The following is a 19,886-nucleotide window of genomic DNA, read 5'->3' on the forward strand; positions in this document are numbered from 1 at the left end:
TTATGTACCGGATATTGTTTGAGCATCCCGCTTTTCTGGTTATCGACAAGCAGCCCGGCATCGGCATGCATGACGAGAAGGGCGACGGGGAGTCGGTCAATCCGGGACTGGTCAATCGTGTGAAGGCCGATACCGGGCTCACCCTCTATCCGGTGCACCGGCTCGACAAGATGACCTCCGGGCTGGTGCTGCTGGCCCGCACCACGGAGGCGAATCGCGAGCTGAGCATGGCTTTTGCGGCCCGTGAGGTGAGCAAGCAGTATCTGGCGCTCTCCGATCGTAAACCGAAGAAGAAGCAGGGCTGGGTGAAGGGGGATATGCAAAAGGGGCGCGGTGGCAGCTGGATGCTGGCGCGCACGCTGGATAATCCCGCCATCAGCTGGTTTGATTCGGTGTCGGTGCGCGAGGGGCTGCGGCTCTATCGCATCAAGCCCCAGACCGGCAAGACCCACCAGATCCGGGTTGCCCTCAAAAGCATCGGCGCCCCCATTCTCGGGGATGAGCGCTATGGCGGTACGCCAGCCGATCGCGGCTATCTGCACGCCTGGCGACTGAGTTTTACGCTGACGGGGGAACCGTTCGATTTTGTCTGTCCCCCCACGCAGGGGCGCGAGTTTGTCACTCCTGAGCTGACAGCTGCGATCGCCACCCTTGTGCCCAGCGCCTGACGCCATTATCCATTCAGCGAAAGAGCGTGATCCTGACGGACGTGCGCCGCGCTGGATCCTGGCCGACTTTGACGACACCCTGGCCCCCGGCGACAGCCACGCCGGTCTGCTGCGCTATATCCTGCGCCGCCGGATCTGGCCGCTGCTGCTGTTGCCAGTGATTGCGCTGGGTGGGTTGGTCTATTTGTTGCCAAGTCAGCTGCTACCCAGCCAGCGGCGGCGCGGTATCTCCCTTATCTGGTGGGCCATCACGTTGGGGCTTTCCCCTTTGGGCTGGCGCAAGCTGGTGCGTGCCTATTGCCGCACCAGGCCGGGGCTGTATCGTCAGGCTCGCGAATTGCTGCAAAACGAGGGGGCGCGCTGCTGGGTGATCTCCGCCAGCCCCTGCGCGCTGGTGCGAGCCCAGCTCTATCATCAACTGCCCGGCCAGTTGCCCCACCGGATTATTGGCTCGCAGATGCACTACCGGTTAGGCGGCCTGATGCCGCGCTTCTATTGCCACGGCCAGCACAAGCTGCTGCCGGAGATCTGCACCCTTGATACCGAGCTGACCTTGAGCGACAGCCTGTACGATCTGCCGCTGCTGGGGTTGGGGAAAGAGGCGTGGTTGATCAATCCGACGCCCACGCGACTGCAAAAAGCCCGGGCCCGCTTGCCCCATCTGCTGGTCAAAAACTGGCAACTGTAAGCCAAAGCTGACAGTCCTGCGGGTCGTCAGCGTTTGATCCGCAAGGTTGTGGCTTCATTGTCACAATCTATTTACATCTTTTGCTGCCAGCTGCGAAAAACTATCTGCAACCCGCCTCTTCTCTTCCTGCTATGCCCTGCTTCTAATGAAACAAGTTGTTAACACTTGCCGCGCCGCTGGGTGCTGCAATCCGTTTTAACCGAATCAAGAGCAAGGAGCGCCCGATGAATGCCACCTCTTCCGCCACCCATACCATCAATCCGTTAGGCACTGACGGTTTCGAGTTTGTCGAGTACACGGCCCCCGATGCCAAAGGGATTGCCGCCCTCAAGAGCTTGTTCGTTTCGCTCGGGTTTGCCGAGGTCGCCAAGCACAAACACAAGCAGTGCTGGCTCTACCGGCAGGGGGATATCAATTTTGTGGTCAATGCCGAGCCTCACTCCCAGGCGGAGCAGTTTGCCAGCCTGCACGGGCCGAGCGTTTGCGGCATGGCATTTCGGGTGAGCGATGCGGGCAAAGCCCAGCAGTACGCCATCGCCAAGGGGGCCAAGCCCTTTGTCGGCAAGATTGGCCCGATGGAGCTCAATATTCCCGCCATCTACGGTATCGGCGAGAGTACGCTCTCCTTTGTCGACCGTTATGGCGACAAGGGCTCCATCTATGACGTGGATTTTGTTTTCTACCCTGACTGGCAGGCCCGGATGGCAGAGGTGGATGCCGGTCTTATGGAGATCGATCACCTGACCCACAACGTCCATCGCGGCAATATGGATGTCTGGTCCAATTTCTACGAGCGGATCGGCAACTTCCGTGAAATTCGCTACTTCGATATCGAGGGCAAGCTGACCGGGCTGCATTCACGCGCCATGACTGCCCCCTGCGGCAAGATCCGCATCCCCATCAACGAGTCGGCGGATGACAAGTCCCAGATCGAGGAGTACCTGCGTCAGTACAAAGGGGAGGGGATCCAGCACATCGCCATGGCCTCCAGCGATATCTACCACACCATCCGCACCCTGCGCAGCCGCGGTACCGGCTTTATGCCGACGCCCGATACCTATTACGAGAAGGTGAATAGCCGGGTCGAGGGACATCAGGAGGATCTGGCGGCCCTGAAAGAGCTGCGTATCCTCATCGACGGCTCCCCCACCAAGGATGGCATCCTGTTGCAGATCTTCACCGATACCGTGATAGGCCCGGTCTTCTTCGAGATCATCCAGCGCAAGGGTAACGAAGGGTTTGGCGAGGGCAATTTCAAGGCGCTGTTTGAATCGATCGAGCTGGACCAGATCCGCCGCGGCGTGCTGGATGGCGGCGAGGATGAGAAGGGTGCCCGCAAAGAGGGAGCGAGCGATGCGTAACTGGATTAACTTCCCCCATCGGGAGGGGACCCACTCCCGACAGGCCCATGCCGATCTGCCGGAACAGGCCATCTATGAGCGCGAGCTGGGGCGCAGCGGCTTTTTCGGCCCCGCCACCCACATGCACCACAAGCATGCCCCCACCGACTGGAGCAGTTGGGAGGGGCCGCTGCGGCCACGGCTGTTTGACCTCAATGCCCTGCAGGATGAGGTGAGTTCCCTCTCCCCTTGGGTGGCTCCCGACATTCTCAGCAACCCCCACTGCCGCTATCGCATCTGGCGGCTCTCCGAGGCGATGCCGTTTCTGGTGCGCAACGCCGACGGCGACGAGCTGCTCTTTATCCACGAGGGGGGCGGTGAGTTCTTCTGCGACTACGGCCACCTGAGCCTGCGGGACGGCGACTATGTGGTGATCCCCCGTGGCACCATGTGGCGCATCGAGCCGACTGCGCCCATGTTCATCCTGATGATCGAGGCGACCAACGACAGCTATCAGCTACCGGACAAGGGGCTGGTGGGCAATCACGCCATCTTCGACCCGGCGGCGCTGGATGTGCCCGCCATCAACGAGCGCTTTTTGGCCCAGCAGGATGAGAATCCCTGGTCGCTGCAGGTGAAGCGCCACGATCAGGTGTCGGTCATCACCTGGCCCTTCAACCCGCTGGATGCACAAGGGTGGCACGGCGACTTGTGCGTGGTGCGCCTCAACTGGCGGGATATCCGCCCGCTGATGAGCCACCGCTACCATCTGCCGCCATCGGCTCATTCGACCTTTGTGGCGAGCCGCTTTGTTATCTGTACCTTCGTACCGCGCCCCATCGAGAGCGATCCCGGCGCCCTCAAGGTGCCCTTCTATCACAGCAATGACGATTACGACGAAGTGCTCTTCTACCATGCAGGGGACTTCTTCAGCCGAGACAATATCGAGCGGGGCATGGTCACCTTCCATCCCGCCGGTTTCACCCACGGCCCCCATCCCAAGGCGTTTACGGCAGGGCAGGCCTATGCCAAGAAGTTCACCGACGAGGTGGCGGTGATGCTCGATACCCGCGATGCGCTGAACGTCGGCAGTCTGTGCGAAGGGATCGAGAACACCCGGTATGTCTCCAGCTGGCAGCGACCGGACGCTGCTGCCGGCAAATAAGGAATCGCTTATGAAATTGGCAACATTGAACAATGGCAAGCGCGATGGCGCTTTGGTGGTTGTGAGCAGGGATCTGGCCCGAGCGGTGCGGGTGAGAGAGATTGCCCCGACTTTGCAGGCCGCCCTCGATGAGTGGGCCGAGGTTGCCCCCAGGCTGGAGGTTGTCTATCAGCAGCTTAACGAGGGCCGTGTGGCCGAGGCGTTCCCCTTTGATGAAGCGTCTTGCCTCTCTCCGCTGCCGCGTGCCTATCAGTGGGCCGATGGCAGCGCCTACGTCAACCATGTGGAGCTGGTGCGCAAGGCCCGCGGTGCCGATATGCCCGAAAGCTTTTGGCACGATCCGTTGATGTATCAGGGGGGCTCCGACAGCTTTTTGGCTCCCCGCGGGCCGATTGTGATGGGCTCCGAGGAGTGGGGGATCGATTTCGAGTCGGAAGTCGCCATCATCACCGACGACGTGCCGATGGGGGTGAGCGCGCAGGGGGCCGCCAGTCACGTCAAGCTGCTGATGCTGGTCAACGACGTGAGCCTGCGTAACCTCATTCCGAGCGAGCTGGCCAAGGGCTTTGGTTTCTTCCAGTCCAAACCGTCGAGCGCCTTCTCGCCGGTGGCCATCACCCCGGACGAGCTGGGCGATGACTGGCGTGATGGCAAAGTGCATCTGCCGCTTCTGACCCACCTCAACGGTGCCCTGTTTGGTGCGCCCGAAGCCGGGGTGGACATGACCTTCAACTTCTTCGAGCTGATTGCCCACGCCGCCAAGACCAGACCGCTCGGGGCGGGCTGCATCATTGGCTCGGGCACCGTCTCCAACTACGATCGCAGCGCCGGTTCATCCTGCATCGCCGAGCGCCGCATGCTGGAAATTCTTGATTGTGATCAAGCTATAACCCCCTATTTGCAGTTTGGTGATAGAGTGTCGATCGCGATGGAAGATCGCTCTGGCCAAAACCTGTTTGGCACCATCTCTCAACAGGTGGTGCCAGCGAGCGGTCAGGGAGGTTGATGGCCAGCGCCGGTTGGCGGCAAGGATATTCGGGATATGTCCGGATCACGACGAGCCCTCAACCGGTGCCGGATACACAAGGAGGCAGGTGGTGAGCACCTGCCGGGCTTCGGGCCCAGATAAGATGCAGGGACAGATTATGTTGCAGTTGTTTGGCTATTGGCGTTCGTCGGCAAGTTTTCGGGTACGGATCGTGTTGCAGCTCAAGGGGCTCGCCTACGAGCAGCATCCCATCAATTTGCGGCAAGGCGAGCAGAGCGAGAAGGCCTATCGCCGGATCAATCCGCAAGGGCTGGTGCCGTTTCTGGTGGATGGCGATGTGCAGATCGGTCAGTCGGTCGCCATCATGGAGTACCTTGACGAGACCTATCCAGCCTACTCCCTGATGCCCTCTTCCCCCGACGCGCGGGCCCGGGTGCGCCAGATCGTCAACATGATCGCCTGTGATATTCACCCGCTCAACAATCTGCGGGTGCTCAACTATCTGGAAGAGCACTTCAGGGCCAACAACGAGCAGGAGGCTCGCTGGTATCGCCACTGGATTGACGAGACCTTCACCGCCCTCGAACAGCTGTTGATGACCACCGCCGGTGTCTACTGTGTTGGCAACGAAGTGACCCTGGCCGACTGCATGCTGGTGCCCCAGGTCTACAACGCCCGCCGCTACGACATGACCCTGGACGATTACCCCACTATCCGCCGCATCGTCGCCAACTGCGAACAGTTGCAAGCCTTTATCAAGGCCGCCCCTGCCAACCAGCCGGATGCGCAGTGACCTACTGACTTGAATCGCGGGATGGCATCAACACGCCATTCATAAACAAGGGCCCCACTGTGTGGGGCCCTTGTTCGTTAACGGCACTCCAGTTTGCTGGCGTGCCTCTTTCTGTTCAGAGGGGATCAGGCTCCCTGCTCCGGGCGGGCGTCCGGGATCAGCGGATCGGCTTTGCGGCGGCGCTGCAGGCGTACCAGCGGGGGCAGGGTGATCACTGCAATGGCCAGTACCAGCAGGGTCTGGCTGATGCCGCTGCTCCACAGGATGGCGGTGTCGCCATTGCTGATGGAGAGGGCGCGGCGCAGGTTCTGCTCCAGCATTTCTCCCAGCACGAAGCCCAGAATGAGCGGTGACATGGGGAAGTGCATCTTGCGCAGCAGGTAGCCAAAGACCCCGAGGGCCACCATCAGCAACAGGTCGAAGGTGGTGCTGTGCACCGCATAGACTCCCACCGCCGAGACGCTGGCGATGGCGGGCACCAAAAACCAGAGCGGGATGGAGAGCATGCGGGTAAAGAGCCCCACCATGGGGATGTTCATCACCAGCAGCATGACGTTGGCCAGCAAGAGGGCGGCGATCAGTCCCCACACCACATCGGGCTGTTCGGTGAACATAGTGGGGCCGGGGGTGATGTTATAGAGGGTCAGCGCCCCCATCATCACCGCTGTGGTACCCGACCCCGGCACTCCCAGTGTCAGCATGGGAATAAAGGAGCCGCAGGCCGACGCGTTGTTGGCCGCCTCCGGTGCGGCCACGCCGCGAATGTCCCCCTCGCCGAATTTGGCATTCGGCCCCGCCAGCCGCTTCTCGGTCATGTAGGTGATGGCACTGGCGATGGTGGCACCGGCGCCGGGCAGAATGCCGACGAAGAAGCCGATGGTGGAGGAGCGCAACATGGTGCCGGTGCAATGGACCAGTTCCTTGAAGTTGAACAGCATCCGTCCGGTGGTGCGCACCAGCTTGCCGCCGCCACTGGTGTGCTCCAGCATCAGCAGGATCTCGCTCACCGAGAAGAGGCCAATCACCACCACGATAAACTGCACCCCGTCCGAGAGGTGAACGCTGTCGAAGGTGAAGCGATAGACGCCGGTGTTGGCATCCACCCCGACGGTGGCGAGCCCGAGCCCAATCAGCGCCGCCATAAAGGATTTGAGCGGGTTCTGGCTCATCATGCTGCCAAGGCAGGCGATGGCGAACACCATCAGGGCGAAATACTCCGCCGGGCCGAAGGCGAGGGACCAGCGCGCCAGCGCCGGGGCGAACAGAATGATCCCGCCGATGGCGAGCATGGAGCCGACAAAGGAGCTGACCGCCGAAATGGAGAGGGCCACTCCCGCCTTGCCCTGCTGGGCCATGGGGTAGCCATCCAGCGCGGTCATGATGGCGGCGGCATCCCCCGGCACGTTGAGCAGGATCGAGGAGATCCGCCCGCCATACTCGCAACCTATGTAGACGGTGGCGAGCAGAATGAGCGCCGATTCGGGGGGCAGTTTCAGGGCAAAAGCCAGCGGCAACAGGATGGCGACCCCGTTGATGGGGCCAAGGCCCGGCAGCAGACCGACTACGGTGCCGACAAAGCAGCCGATCAGGGCAATCACCAGATTCTCCGGGGTGAGTGCCACCGCAAAGCCCTGGGATAGGTACATCCAGGTATCCATATTGACTCCTTAAGAGAACCAGACGCCGAGGGGCAGGGTGACATCCAGCAGCCGGTCAAAGGCGAGATAGAGCACCAGACCGCCGACAACGCCGGAGAGCAGGGCGGCTTTGGCAGAGGCGCCAAACAGGCGCCCCAGAACAAAGGTGAGCAGGGTGGTGGCCAGCGGAAAGCCCAGCCACTCGAAGCTGGCACCGTACCCGGCCAGCGCCACCACCATGATGGCGAGGTGGCGCAGGGTACGCAGCGGCGGCCAGCTGACGGTGTCCGGCTGGCGGCGCAGCAGCAACAGGGCGCAGAGCGCCATCAGGTCGATGATGCCGAGGGGGAAGGGGCGCGGCCCCAGCGGCTCATAGCTGTATTCGCTCTGGATCTGCCAGGCGATGGCGGCGCCTGCCAGACAGAGCAGCAGCCAGATGGCGGCGAAGATGCGATCGCTCATGGCTGCGGCTCCTATTTGGCCAGACCGAAGGCTTTGGCCTGCTCGCGATATTGCGCCACCTGCTCCTTGACGTAGCTGTCGAGCGCCTCGCCGGTGAGGTCAAACTCGAACAGGCCGCGCAGATCCCGCTGCGCCTTGAAGGTGTCGGTCTTCACCAACTGATCGAAGGTCTGCTTCCACCACTGGTATTCGCTGTCGCTCACCTTGGGGCCGACATAGAAGCCGCGGATCACCGGCCACACCAGGTCATAACCCTGCTCCTTGGCGGTGGGGATGGTGGCCAGCTTGCCGGGCAGCCGTTCGGCAGAGAACACCGCCAGCACCCGCAGTTTGTCGCCACCGATATAGGGCCCCATCTCGCTCAAATCACCGGAGACCGCCTGCACATGGTTGCCAAGCAGCGCGGTGACCGGCTCGCCACCCCCTTCAAAGGCGACGTAGCGCATCTTGTGGGGGTCAACCCCGGCCTGTTTGGCCAGCAGCGCCGTCTTCATCCAGTCCTGACTGCCGATGGAGGCACCCGCGCCGATCACCACGCTGTTGGGATCGCGCTCCATGGCGCTCACCAGCTCCTTGAGGTTCTGATAGGGGGCATCGTGGCGCACCGCAATCATGCCGTAATCGGTGCCCACCGCCGCCAGCCAGCGCACATCGTCCACCCCGTAACGGCCAAATTTCCCCTGGGAGAGGTTGAGCAGGGAGCCACCGGAGAAGGCGACCACGGTCCCCGCCTCGGCAGGGCGCTGGGCCACGATGGCGTTGTAGGCCACGGCGCCGACCCCGCCCGGCATGTAGGTGACCCGCATCGGCTTGTCGATGGTGCCGGTCTCCTGCAGGCTCACCTGCAGCAACTTGCAGGTGAGATCGAAGCCACCGCCCGGTTTGGCTGGTGCGATGCATTCGGTACGGCTCGGGGTCGTGGCACTTTCGGCCGCCTGCAGTGGCAGGGCGCCGAGCAGGGTCAGCAGGGCGAGGGCATGACGTGTGCGTTGCTTCATGGTTGTGTGCTCCATCTTGTCGTTGTTTTTCCTGGGTGTGACTCCGTCGATAGACGAAGTGATGCGAAATTGTTAAAGCAACAACCTTTCATTCACCTTTCAATCGCTGACCAAGAGCCGGGAGTGTGACCTTGATCTCACCTTCTCCTGTACTGGCAGTGACGAAGGGATGCAGTTGAAGCAGTGCGGCTGAATGCCGTGGTTAGGAACAAGGGGAGAGGGATGCGCTTGCTGTTGGCAGAAGATAATCACGAACTGGCCCACTGGCTGTCGCGGGCACTCACCAGCGCCGGTTTCGCGGTGGATTGGGTGGCTGACGGGGCTCAGGCTGACCACCTGCTGCGCCACGAACAGTACGCGCTGGCGGTGCTCGATATCGAGATGCCCAAGCTCGACGGGCTGGCGGTACTCGGCCGGTTGCGTAGTCGGGGGCAGGGGGGGCCGGTACTGCTGCTCACCGCCCGCGGCGCGGTGGAGGAGCGGATCTGCGGTCTCAATGCGGGAGCCGATGACTATCTGGCCAAGCCGTTCGATCTGGGGGAGCTGGATGCCCGGCTGAGAGCCCTGCTGCGGCGCAGCGAAAGCGGTGGTGCCGAGCTGCGGCTGGGTCGTCTGACCCTGCACCCCGACGGCTATTTTCTGCTGGCCGATGCCCGCCTTGCCCTGACTCCGCGTGAGCAGGCGCTGCTGACCGCGCTGATGTACCGCCACGGGCGGCCGGTCGCCAAGGGGCAGCTGTTCGAGCAGGTGTTCAACCTCGATGACGAGGTAGGGCTCGACAGCATCGATCTCTATATCCACCGGCTGCGCAAAAAGCTGGTGGGCAGCGGGGTGGTGATCACCACCCTGCGCGGTCTCGGCTATCTGCTGGAAGCGGCGCCGGAGGCCTCCCATTAGTCGCTCCCTGCTCCATCAACTGCTGCTGTTTCTGGGTGGCCCACTGCTGATCCTTTGGGCTGCCTCGGCCTGGTACAGCTACTACGGCGCGTTGGCGGCGGCTACCTCGGCCTATGATCGCACCCTGCTCGCCTCGGCCCGCACCGTTGCCGAGCGGCTGACGGCAGCCGAAGGCAGCCTCAGGGTGGATGTGCCCTACGTGGTGCTCGACAGCTTCGAGCGCAACATGCGCGATCGCCTCTTCTATCAGGTGCGCGGCATCGACGATAGGGTCATCTCCGGCTTTGACGACCTGCCCCCCATGCCGGACGGCACGCCGCTGACCGACCGCTATCCGGCGCTTGCCTACTTCTATGACGGGCTCTATCAGGAGGCGCCGATCCGCGCCGTGATGCTGCTGCAACCGGTGGGCGAGGGGGGCGTCAACGGCATGGCCCGCATCACGGTGGCGGAAACCCTGCTCGGTCGCCAGCAGCTGGCGGAGCAACTGCTCTGGTCGGCCCTGCTGACCCAGGGGGCGCTGGTGGTGCTCACCCTGCTGCTCGCCTATCTGTTGCTCAAACGGCTGCTCACCCCGATGCTGCGTCTGTCGCGGGAGATCCTGCGCCGCGATGCCGCCAATCTCGCCCCCTTGCCGGATTTGCTCCCCTGGCAGGAGACCCGGCCGCTGGTGCAGGCGTTCAACCGCCAGCTGGCCCGATTGCGCCAGCTGGTGGCCCGGCAGGAGCGCTTTAGCGCCGATGCCGCCCATCAACTGCGCACCCCGCTCACCATTTTGAAAACCCAAGTTGAGGTGGCGCGCGGCAGTGGCGATCCGGCCCTGATGAGCGAAAGCCTCGATGCCATGGCCGTGCGGCTCGATCACACCATCGCCCTGACCGAGCGGTTACTGCTGCTGGCCCGGCTCAAATCGGACGAGTGCTCCGGGCTGCGCCAGCGTGAGCCCATGGAGTTGACGGCGCTGGTGCAGCAGGCCTGTTTGTCACGGCTGGCGCAGGCCCGCAGCAAGGGGATCGATCTCGGGTACGAGGGGGAGGAGTCCGCCATCATGGTGGCGGGGGAGCCGCTGCTGCTCGGGGAACTGTGCGCCAACCTGCTCGACAACGCCATCAAATACACCCCACCCCACGGCACCGTGACGGCGCGGGTGGTGCGCAGCCACGGGCAGATCTGGCTGGAGGTAGAGGATAGTGGTCCCGGCATCGCCCCCGAGCTGGCGGAGCGAGTCTGGCAGCCGTTCCAGCGCCTCGAGCAGGGGAGCGAACAGCCGGGAGCGGGGCTTGGTCTGGCGCTGGTGCGCGATATCGCCCACTACCACCACGGCGAAGTGGTGTTGCTGCCGGCCACCCAGCTGGGGGGCTTGCTGGTGAGGTTGATCTTGCCGCTGGCAACATCGTGAGGGCGATAAAAAAGAGAGGGCACCTCGCGGTGCCCTGTTTATCTACACATAGATGGCGGTGGGGGTCAGCTGCGGATCTTGTTGAAGACAAACAGGACGATAAGGGCGCCCACGGTCGCCAGCGCGATGCTCGGGATATTGAAACCGGTCACCGAGCCCAGCCCCAGCAGGGTACCCACATAGCCGCCAACCATGGCACCGACAATCCCCAGCAGGGCGGTCATGAAGAAACCACCGCCATCGCGGCCCGGCATGATCCACTTCGCCAGAATACCCACCAACAATCCCAATACGATCCAGGTGATAAAGCCCATGGATTAATCCTCTCTGTGTATTTGAGCCCGCATTATAGGCAGGGATGCCGGGATGCGAAGGGCCGGATGGCGCTGGCTGGTCACAAGCTGTCGGACGGCGGCCAGTGCTGGTCGGGCAGCACAGTCCGGTTATGAGCGGCTGAATGGCGGTATGTGCGCCGCCAACCAGAGGCGGGGATGGCCCACGTAAAGGCGAAGATGAGAAAAGCCCCGCAAGCGGGGCCGGATTTGTGGCGGGGTGGTGCCCTCACTTCTTGAGGTGTTTTCTGATCGCCTTGCCTGAGGTGCCGACTGCCTTGACCGCCCGTTTCAGCTGGACTTCGGTGCACTCGAACATTTTGATCCACTGCTTCATCTCATAGGGATCGTTGACATTGATCTTCTTGGCATCGAACGGGTGAGCGACCGCATTGCTGTCAGGCATACAAACCTCAACTTGTTGAAATAGCTGGCGAGAAAGATGTTTCTGCCTGAGCGCCATCATCCTCTCAATTGGCAAGGGGCAAGGTGACGGGGTTCACACAACCCGGGGACTGAAGGAGGAGTGCAGGTTTGCTTTGCTGATCTGTGAGCGATCACCACTTATTCCACCCTCTTCACATCATCAACAACGGGGCCAGAGGCTGGATAAACAACAAGCGCCCTGCCGGGCGCTTGTTGTGGTTATCGCGATGATCTTATTCAGGGTGTTGGGCAGGCGCTTGGCGAGCCACTGTTGCGGGGCCAGAGGGTGGATCCGTCGCTTTCGGAGAGCGGCAGGAATGTGACGCCTTCGCTCATGTTGGCTGGGGGCAGGTCATCCTCCAGCACATACATCCCCATCGGCAGGCTGCCATAACGCTGGTTGGCCTGCACCTGAGCGACCGCGAGGCTGGAGTAACGCAGGCCAAGCAGATCGAAGTGATTGCGCCAGTCCCAACCGGTGAGCCGACTGAGTGCAACCAGCATAAAGTCATTGCCCGGTATGTCGCGCACCCGTTTGCCGCCATAGACTGCATGCCCCGAGTAGGGGAACAGGCTAAAGCCGAGCCTATCCTTGTTGGCATTCCACTGCGCTTCACTGTCGGCTGCCGCGCCGAAGATCCGTGAATGCTGATAGAGCAGGGTGAAGATAGTGAAGCCATCGTTCAGCCGGGTGCCATCAGTCAGGAGCATACGGTGGGCACGTAATGCCATCTGGATATAAAACGCCATGCGATAGCCGTTGTGGACGGCGTAGGCATTGCTCTTCCAGGGGGCTTCGTAGCGACTCTCGCCGGTATCGAGCACCTGGCAGTTGGCCCCGAGCACGACGCGGTTGCCACTCCTGTCCCGTACCTGCGCCGCATCAGACATGAACACATAGAAGAGATCCTTGTGATTCATGTGTCCATCCTTGATGGGCGCCGTGTTGCCATCTCTCAGATAATGGGCGCGCCACTTCACCACATAAGGGAAGATGTTGTTGGAGTTTTCCCCCGCCCGGCTGCCGTAGCCACTCCAGTTGTCGGCATCGCCTGCCGCAGCGTACTGCACGTTCAACCGGTTGGTCTGCAGGTTGTGGCCCAGCTCGTGATTGTCGAGCCAGCCGGTCGGACTGATGCTGCCGGAAGAGTCCCACGGGTTGCCACTGCAACCGCTGCCGCAATGGGCATTCTGGTCATAGTTGGCATGCTGGATGATGGTGCGGGTATGGAGCGATTCATCGAGACAACCCTCCCCCAACAGTGCCACGCAGGCGTTTTTAACATCTGCCGGCAGCGACTCATCGAGCCCCTTGCCCTGAATTTTCAGGCCCGCCAGGGTGTAGACGCCATTGATGTGATCCCGGGCGATGCTGTCGAGCAGGGCATTGGTGTCGGGGATGACGCCACCCACCGCCTTGGTGAAGCGATCCCGGCGCAGATGCTGTTCGGCGCCATCGGCCCGCAGATCGATATGGGGCAGCTCGGTTTGTTCCAGCCGCTCGTTGAACTCGCGTATCTGCTGCTCATCACTGAAATCCATGATGGCCGGATGACGGGTGACACCCGTGGCGCTCACCTGGACGGCCAGCGATGCTGCCCCCCCTTCCAGATAGAGGTAGATAGGGCCGCCATAAGGAGAGGTGAAGGTGACACTGCCCCCCTTGGCCAAGATCAGTCGCCCGGTGGTCAGCTCCAGCGGGGCTCGATAGATCTTCTGCTCATAGGCGCGATTGGTGTTGGGCCTGTGGTAGTTGAGTCGGACGGTAGCAGACACATCGGCGTTATCGGTGCGTCTCAGGGTGATGGTTTGTCCCGGCAGGGCATACCAGCCGGTGGTGGTCCATTGCCCGCTGTAGGGAACTGCAATCCGCCGACTGTCGGTGAGCGTCGCGGGATAGGCGTAGTGAGCTGCTTGTCCCTTCACCACCTTGTTGCGATCGGTGACGTACTCCCCCAGATCGGGCTGGGCCGGGGTACGGGTGCGGGCATAGCTCACCAGCCAGTCGGCAAACATCGCCTGCTGCCAGGATTGATGTTCATCCCAGGCAATCGGGTAGTCGATGGCGGCCCTGTATTTGTCGGCCAGCAGCAGGGTGGCGGGCAACAGTGTCACGCCGTCACGAGCAAAGGGACTGATCCCGGCCTTGTCGAGGGTGATGGCCGCATTTCTCAGCCAGTCGGCACCCAGCTTGAACTGCTGGTTGAAGCTCTCCGAGCCACCGCAATTGATAAAGTTGCCGCCGCAGCTATCGAGCCACTGGGTTGTGAAGTTGCGATCCTGAAGGTTGCCAAGCAGGGTATCGACCGCCATCAGCTGGGCGTCGGGTGCCATGATGGTGTTCACTGCCAGATCGCTGGCTCTGAGTTTTGACCAGTAGTTGCCCCAGGTGACCAGCCCCATATCGAGATAGAGGGGGCTTAGCAGCGGGCTGGCATCGCGCCGATAGTTGGAGAGCAGCAGCGGGATCCCGGCCGCTTTGGCCTTGGCGATCCCCTGTGCGATCCCCTGATACCCCAGCCCCTGGCGGTCGATATCGCTGATCACGATAAGCTCCGGCGCCATGGTGTCGATACAGTCGCTCAGCGCCTGATAATCGCAGGTATTGGCCGGGTTGATGTTGTGCTTGTCGGGATAGATCGCCTTGAGCCAGTCACGCACGCCTTCGTTATGGGGAAAATAGACGCTATCGGCGCGACTAGGCATCTGGGTGGTGAGGATGCGCAGGCCATCGCTATCCTTGCCCCGGGTCAGCCAGCCAATCAGCCCCTTGAGCAGCGCCTCGCTCTGCGCTGTGCGGTCAACGGAAAACAGGTTCGCCCCCATGGCGGCCTGACGGTAATCGGCTTGCTCGGAGACCATCACCAGACCCCGGATCTCGCTCTCCCCCTTGCCATTGATGTTGGAGGGGAGCAGGGTCACCGTGCTCTCCGGCTGGAAGCTGGAAAAGGTGATGGAGTCGTGGCTCGGGTTCCAGCTGATCTGTGCCATTCCCTGATAGAGGCTGCGAACCAGTTCGGTGCGGTGCGCCTCACTGTCGGCAATCGTCGCACGGGCATGGGCGATCAGGGATTGCTCGCTGGCAAGGGTATGATCTTCCCGGGCAATCGCATTGGCGGCATCGCTGATAAAGCGGGCCGAGATCTGACAATCGGCGCGCATGGGTGCTGTGGTGTAGGTATTACCCGTCAGGGTGCCCTCACATCCTGCGATCTGTGTCAGTACGAAGCCACTCTCGGGCTGCACGGTGAAACGGCCCTGTTCACCGGCGTTCAGACGCAGAGCGTCGGGGCTGAGTGCGCCCCCCTGAGAAGCTTGGGTGGTGGCGTTGAAATAGACGGCGGCACTCTCCTGCGTGAAGCTGGCCGAGATCTGGCAATCGCTGCTCATGGGGCCAGTGGTATAGGTGAGGCCGTCCAGGGTGCCATCACATCCGCTTATCTCGGTCAGGAGGTAACCGCTGTCAGCCTGTACCGAGAAGCGCCCCTGCTCTCCCGCCGCCAACCGCAGGCTGGTGGGGTTCAACTGTCCGCCCGCGTTGCTCTGGCTGGATGCCTCGAAATAGTTGGGGGTGACAGGGGGGCGGATAGGGGTCTCTTCCTGTTCGCCATCACCGCCGCCACAGCCTGTGATCAACAGCGCCAGTAAGGGGGTGAGAACCGTCTTTTTCATTGTTTGATACGTTCCTTGTGTTACGACGGGTAGGGGAGTCGGTAGTCTAATGAGCTGCCTTGCTTATTTCAACGCTGATTGAATGGTCATTTTGCTTTATTTTCAGCATCTTGGATGTTTTTTTGGCCGGCTTTTATCGTATTTGGTGTTGCTGGCGCAGCAGAACCGATAGGGATGGGGCGAGCACCCCATCGGCACAGGCCATACCAGCCTGAGCTCACCGTAATGAGTCGGTTCACCGGGTTAACAGGGGATGCTGGGCCGCAGGTTTTGCCTGCAACCCGCACAGGGGGGATGTCAGCCGGATGGCTGAGCGGCGGGGTCGATCGTTGCCAGCGCCCGCATTTCCAGCTGCTGCTCGCCGGGGCGGCAGACCAGCACCGAGCCTTGCTCGAACCAGTCTCCCAGCACGATGCGGCGGGCGGGCTGGCCATCGAGGGTGAAGTCGTGGATGGCGGGTCTGTGGGTGTGGCCGTGGATCATCATCCGGCAGTCGTGGGCGCGCAGGGTGTCGTCCACCGCCGCGGGCGTCACATCCATGATGATCTGGCTCTTGTGGGCGTTCTCCATCTGGCTTTGGCCGCGCATCTTGCAGGCGATGGCCTGACGGCGGGCGAGCGGCAGTCGCAAAAAGAGCCAGCGCAGCCACTTGAGTTGGGTGATGCGGCGAAACTTCTGATACCCCTCATCCAGGGTGCAGAGCAGATCGCCGTGGCTCAGCACTACCCGCTCCCCATAGAGTTCGATGACGCAGGGGTCCCCCAGCAATGTCATCCCCGCGCGCTTGGCGAACTGCTGCCCCAGCAGAAAGTCACGGTTGCCGTGGATAAAGTAGATGGGCACGTTCTGCTGGCTCAGGGCCAAAAAGGCGTCGGCCATCTGTTGATGGAGCGGATTGGGGTCATCGTCGCCAATCCAGAATTCGAAGAGATCCCCCAGCACATAGAGGGCATCGGCGCCGGGGGCGTCGTGCTCGAGAAAGCGCACCAGTGCCGCGGTCATATCGGGCCGCTGGGCAGAGAGGTGAATGTCACTGATAAAGAGGGTGCTCATGATGTGGGGGTCGGGCTCTCGGTCGAAACAGGGCAAACGGGGGTGGCAGAGGTAGTAGAAACAACAGCGGACGAACAGTACGCTGCGGGCGCCATCGCGCCAGTTAAGGTATGGATATCGTCGCGGGAGGGCGGCTGCCATGACAGCTCGGCCAGATTGCGTCCCTCCAGCGTCAGCAGGGCGGCGTAAGGATCGCCCGCCAGACCCAGCAACCGGCACATGGCCGCTTCCCCTTTCAATCCCTCTTCAAGGCGCAGACGCAGCACTTCGCGGTAAAAAGCATCGCCAAAGCGCTCTAGCAAAGCCGCCATCAGGGTGAGGTGGCGCCAGCCGTTCAGCATCTCGATGGGAGCTGGGGTCACGTAAAGCTCCAGCGGCCAGCGGGCATCGCTTTGATCGCAACCGCTAACAGCGCAGCTCTGGTCGAGGCAGGCAAAGGTGCGCTCCAGCAGCCAGATATTGTCGCCCTTGGCGCTCGCCTGCCAGCCTTGCTCTGCAAAAGTAGCGGCAAACGCCGCAGGATCGGGATGCTGGCAGAGAATATCGAGATCGCTGCCCGGCCGATCGAGGCCGATGGCGAGCGTGCTCACCAGTGCCATATCGGCGCACTGCGCTGCAAGCTCATCCCACACACCGGCGGTGAGCAGGGCATGGGCCGAGCGCTGGCGCGGGTTGCCGTGGGCCAGATAGTCGAGGCGGCGCCAGTTCGGACTGGCAGTGGGGGAGGCAGATGGAAAAACTGCGGCCGGGGCCGCAGTTTTGTCTGTGCCGAGTCGGCAGAGATCAGTCAGCAAGGGTCACCTTGGTGATCACTACGTCTTCTACCGGCACGTCCTGGTGGATGCGGCCGTAGTTACCGGTCTTGACGCCCTTGATCTTGTTGACCACGTCCATACCGGCGGTCACTTCACCGAATACGCAGTAGCCGAAGCCCTGAGTGGTGGCGGATTTGAAGTCGAGGAAGTCGTTGTTGTTCACGTTGATGAAGAACTGGGCGCTGGCAGAGTGCGGCTCCATGGTACGGGCCATGGCGATGGTGCCGATCTTGTTGGACAGGCCGTTGGCCGCTTCGTTCTTGATGGGGGCGCGGGTGTCTTTCTCTTCAAAGCCCGGGGCATAGCCGCCGCCCTGGATCATGAAGCCGTCGATGACGCGGTGGAAAATGGTGTTGTCGTAGTGACCGTCACGGCAGTATTGCAGGAAGTTGGCCACGGTTTCCGGGGCTTTTTCAGCGTTCAGGGTGAGGGTGATGTCGCCGTGATTGGTGTGCAGAGTGACCATGATATGTCCTTTCATTTGATGCGGACGACGAAGTGCCCGCAGGTGTATGGCATAAAGTGGTGGCAATTCTAGCCCATCAGGGGCTGGCGGCATAGTCTCTCTGGCGCCGTAACCGTGCTGGCAGGCGGGATTGGCCACGTTTTCTGCCTCGTTTTCTGCCCCTGAACGGGGTATCATGACCAACCATTTTACTCACAGGCAGTGGTTAGAAGATGCTGAAGATATACAACACACTCACTCGTCAAAAAGAAGAATTCAAACCTATCCACCCGGGCAAGGTGGGCATGTATGTGTGTGGTGTCACCATCTACGATCACTGTCATATCGGCCACGGCCGCACCTTCGTCGCCTTTGATGTGGTGGCTCGCTACCTGCGTTACGCCGGTTACGACCTTACCTACGTGCGCAACATCACCGACGTGGATGACAAGATCATCAAGCGCGCCGCTGAAACCCGCGTCACCTGCGACGAGCTGACCGAGCGGCTGATCGGCGACATGCACGCCGACTTCGACGCCCTCGGCATGGTGCGCCCGGATATCGAACCGCGCGCCACCCAGCACATCGAAGAGATCATCGAGCTGGTGCAATCCCTGCTGGATAAAGAGCACGCCTACGTGGCGGATAACGGCGATGTGATGTTTATCGTCGAATCCTACGCCGACTACGGCAAGCTCTCCGGTCAGGATCTGGAGCAACTGCAAGCCGGTGCCCGCGTCGACGTGGTCGATGCCAAGCGCAATCCGCTCGACTTCGTGCTGTGGAAGATGTCCAAGCCCGGCGAGCCGACCTGGGAAAGCCCCTGGGGCCCGGGCCGTCCTGGCTGGCACATCGAGTGCTCCGCCATGAACTCCAAGCACCTTGGCAACCACTTCGACATCCACGGCGGCGGTTCCGATCTGCAGTTCCCGCACCACGAGAACGAGATCGCCCAGTCCTGCTGCGCCCACGGTGGCGACTACGTCAACACCTGGATGCACAGCGGCATGGTGATGGTGGATAAAGAGAAGATGTCCAAATCCCTTGGCAACTTCTTCACCATCCGCGATGTGCTGGCCCACTACGATGCCGAAACCGTCCGTTACTTCCTGATGTCTGGCCACTACCGCAGCCAGCTCAACTACTCGGAAGATAACCTGAAGCAAGCCCGCGCCGCGCTGGAGCGCATGTACACTGCCCTGCGCGATCTGCCGGTGGCCGCTGCTGCCGGTGGTGACGAGCAGGTGGCGCGCTTCAAGGAAGCGATGGATGACGACTTCAACACCCCGGAAGCCTACTCCGCCCTGTTCGATCTGGTGCGCGAGATCAACCGCCAGAAGGGTGAAGACATGGCCGTTGCCGCCGCGCTGGGCGCCCGTCTGCGCGAGCTGGGCGCCGTGCTCGGCATCCTGCAGCAAGACCCCGAGGCTTTCTTGAAGGGTGATGAAGCGGATGAAGAGGTTGCCGAAATCGAGCGCCTGATCGCCGAGCGCAATCAGGCCCGTGCCGACAAGAACTGGGCTGCTGCCGATGCCGCCCGCAACCGTCTCACCGAGATGGGTATCGTGCTGGAAGACAGCGCCGGCAAGACCAGCTGGCGCCGTGCCTAAGGCCGGTTGGCCTTGTTGGCGTCTGGTGCCAACAGGTTGAGCGAATAAAAAAACCGCAGCCCTTGGGCTGCGGTTTTTTTGTGGGCGTGAAGTAATGACACCAGTTCAGTATAAATTTATTATTGTTGATTCTCTATTTGAGAAAGTTTTTTATGTTGTGCCTCAAGGGCTTTGTCCACAACAGAGTATAAATTAACCATCATTGCCAGCGAGGATAAGTCACTCTCTGCGAGAACCTTGGAACACATGAATTTTGCATAATTTTCTTTCTTATTATCATCAACTTCGAACGGTTCGACTATACCTGCTGCATCTACGCTCCAAGATTTAAACCAGTTAGGATTCTCTTGGTTGCACTCTTTAATCCATTCATCTGGAAATATTCCCTCCATGGGGTAACCCATCCTAAGGAAGGTGCGAATAAGTCACCAAACATAAAAATGCGCCCTTGTAAGCATTTGAATTTAATAAACTAAATTTTTCAGTTTCGTTGTGGAG

General features: G+C 61.2%; 19 protein-coding genes. 9 read left to right on the forward strand and 10 right to left on the reverse strand.

Annotation, left to right across the window (positions count from 1 at the left end; genetic code table 11):
* Positions 1-2 precede the first annotated feature (2 nt).
* The 6 genes from AB5Y90_RS00860 (at position 3) to maiA (ending at position 5,642) form a co-directional block, all read left to right on the forward strand.
* Positions 3-668: a TIGR01621 family pseudouridine synthase gene (locus AB5Y90_RS00860; RefSeq protein ID WP_307896602.1), complete on the forward strand. Its 666-nt coding sequence runs from the start codon at positions 3-5 to the stop codon at positions 666-668.
* A gap of 4 nt (positions 669-672) precedes the next feature.
* On the forward strand, positions 673-1,356 hold the full coding sequence (locus AB5Y90_RS00865; RefSeq protein WP_307896843.1) for an HAD family hydrolase: 684 nt from the start codon (positions 673-675) through the stop codon (positions 1,354-1,356).
* 224 nt (positions 1,357-1,580) lie between these two features.
* Positions 1,581-2,717: a 4-hydroxyphenylpyruvate dioxygenase gene (gene hppD / locus AB5Y90_RS00870; RefSeq protein ID WP_005352890.1), complete on the forward strand. Its 1,137-nt coding sequence runs from the start codon at positions 1,581-1,583 to the stop codon at positions 2,715-2,717.
* Positions 2,710-3,861, forward strand: coding sequence for a homogentisate 1,2-dioxygenase (locus AB5Y90_RS00875; RefSeq protein ID WP_307896603.1), 1,152 nt, complete (start codon positions 2,710-2,712; stop codon positions 3,859-3,861). Before hppD ends, AB5Y90_RS00875 begins: the two co-directional genes overlap by 8 nt.
* A gap of 10 nt (positions 3,862-3,871) precedes the next feature.
* A complete protein-coding gene (locus AB5Y90_RS00880; protein WP_307896604.1) occupies positions 3,872-4,867 on the forward strand; it encodes a fumarylacetoacetate hydrolase family protein in 996 nt (331 codons plus the stop codon).
* Between the two features lie 139 nt (positions 4,868-5,006).
* Positions 5,007-5,642, forward strand: a complete 636-nt coding sequence (gene maiA, locus AB5Y90_RS00885; RefSeq protein ID WP_005361400.1) for a maleylacetoacetate isomerase — start codon at positions 5,007-5,009, stop codon at positions 5,640-5,642.
* Positions 5,643-5,767: 125 nt separating this feature from the next.
* Here maiA and AB5Y90_RS00890 read toward each other — a convergent pair whose 3' ends face one another.
* Genes AB5Y90_RS00890 through AB5Y90_RS00900 form a run of 3 tightly spaced genes read right to left on the reverse strand, consistent with a single transcriptional unit; the run spans position 5,768 to position 8,739 of the window.
* Positions 5,768-7,300 carry a tripartite tricarboxylate transporter permease gene (locus AB5Y90_RS00890; protein WP_307896605.1) on the reverse strand — a complete coding sequence of 511 codons (1,533 nt, stop codon included), beginning with the start codon at positions 7,298-7,300 and terminating at the stop codon, positions 5,768-5,770.
* Between the two features lie 9 nt (positions 7,301-7,309).
* The gene (locus tag AB5Y90_RS00895; protein WP_368166419.1) at positions 7,310-7,741 is read right to left on the reverse strand and encodes a tripartite tricarboxylate transporter TctB family protein; all 432 of its coding nucleotides are present in this window, start codon (positions 7,739-7,741) and stop codon (positions 7,310-7,312) included.
* Positions 7,742-7,752: 11 nt separating this feature from the next.
* Positions 7,753-8,739, reverse strand: a complete 987-nt coding sequence (locus AB5Y90_RS00900; protein WP_307896607.1) for a tripartite tricarboxylate transporter substrate binding protein — start codon at positions 8,737-8,739, stop codon at positions 7,753-7,755.
* 222 nt (positions 8,740-8,961) lie between these two features.
* On the opposite strand from AB5Y90_RS00900, the gene tctD reads away from it, so the two are divergent.
* Positions 8,962-9,636, forward strand: coding sequence for a transcriptional regulator TctD (gene tctD, locus AB5Y90_RS00905; RefSeq protein ID WP_307896608.1), 675 nt, complete (start codon positions 8,962-8,964; stop codon positions 9,634-9,636).
* 49 nt (positions 9,637-9,685) lie between these two features.
* Complete coding sequence (locus AB5Y90_RS00910; RefSeq protein WP_307896844.1) at positions 9,686-11,035, forward strand: sensor histidine kinase; 1,350 nt, start codon at positions 9,686-9,688, stop codon at positions 11,033-11,035.
* A gap of 65 nt (positions 11,036-11,100) precedes the next feature.
* Here AB5Y90_RS00910 and AB5Y90_RS00915 read toward each other — a convergent pair whose 3' ends face one another.
* The 6 genes from AB5Y90_RS00915 to AB5Y90_RS00940 form a co-directional block, all read right to left on the reverse strand.
* Positions 11,101-11,349: a GlsB/YeaQ/YmgE family stress response membrane protein gene (locus AB5Y90_RS00915; protein ID WP_005359720.1), complete on the reverse strand. Its 249-nt coding sequence runs from the start codon at positions 11,347-11,349 to the stop codon at positions 11,101-11,103.
* Positions 11,350-11,596: 247 nt separating this feature from the next.
* A complete protein-coding gene (locus AB5Y90_RS00920; RefSeq protein WP_019445078.1) occupies positions 11,597-11,773 on the reverse strand; it encodes a DUF3606 domain-containing protein in 177 nt (58 codons plus the stop codon).
* Positions 11,774-12,030: 257 nt separating this feature from the next.
* Positions 12,031-15,465, reverse strand: a complete 3,435-nt coding sequence (locus AB5Y90_RS00925) for an ImpA family metalloprotease (RefSeq protein WP_307896609.1) — start codon at positions 15,463-15,465, stop codon at positions 12,031-12,033.
* A 297-nt stretch (positions 15,466-15,762) separates the two neighbouring features.
* The gene (gene lpxH, locus AB5Y90_RS00930; RefSeq protein WP_307896610.1) at positions 15,763-16,518 is read right to left on the reverse strand and encodes a UDP-2,3-diacylglucosamine diphosphatase; all 756 of its coding nucleotides are present in this window, start codon (positions 16,516-16,518) and stop codon (positions 15,763-15,765) included.
* Positions 16,515-17,312: a DUF4269 domain-containing protein gene (locus AB5Y90_RS00935; RefSeq protein WP_307896611.1), complete on the reverse strand. Its 798-nt coding sequence runs from the start codon at positions 17,310-17,312 to the stop codon at positions 16,515-16,517. The genes lpxH and AB5Y90_RS00935 overlap by 4 nt, the downstream gene beginning before the upstream one ends.
* The gene (locus AB5Y90_RS00940) at positions 17,302-17,799 is read right to left on the reverse strand and encodes a peptidylprolyl isomerase (protein ID WP_005337417.1); all 498 of its coding nucleotides are present in this window, start codon (positions 17,797-17,799) and stop codon (positions 17,302-17,304) included. The genes AB5Y90_RS00935 and AB5Y90_RS00940 overlap by 11 nt, the downstream gene beginning before the upstream one ends.
* 212 nt (positions 17,800-18,011) lie before the next feature.
* Here AB5Y90_RS00940 and cysS point away from each other — a divergent pair, with 212 nt between their 5' ends.
* Positions 18,012-19,388 (forward strand): cysteine--tRNA ligase, encoded by a 1,377-nt coding sequence (gene cysS, locus AB5Y90_RS00945; protein WP_201946039.1) that lies wholly within the window; start codon positions 18,012-18,014, stop codon positions 19,386-19,388.
* A 119-nt stretch (positions 19,389-19,507) separates the two neighbouring features.
* Here the strand turns inward: cysS and AB5Y90_RS00950 are convergent, their stop codons facing one another.
* Positions 19,508-19,780, reverse strand: a complete 273-nt coding sequence (locus AB5Y90_RS00950) for a hypothetical protein (RefSeq protein ID WP_307896612.1) — start codon at positions 19,778-19,780, stop codon at positions 19,508-19,510.
* Between the last annotated feature and the right edge of the window lie 106 nt (positions 19,781-19,886).

This window comes from Aeromonas sp. R4-1 (assembly GCF_040908325.1).
Lineage (GTDB): Bacteria > Pseudomonadota > Gammaproteobacteria > Enterobacterales > Aeromonadaceae > Aeromonas > Aeromonas veronii.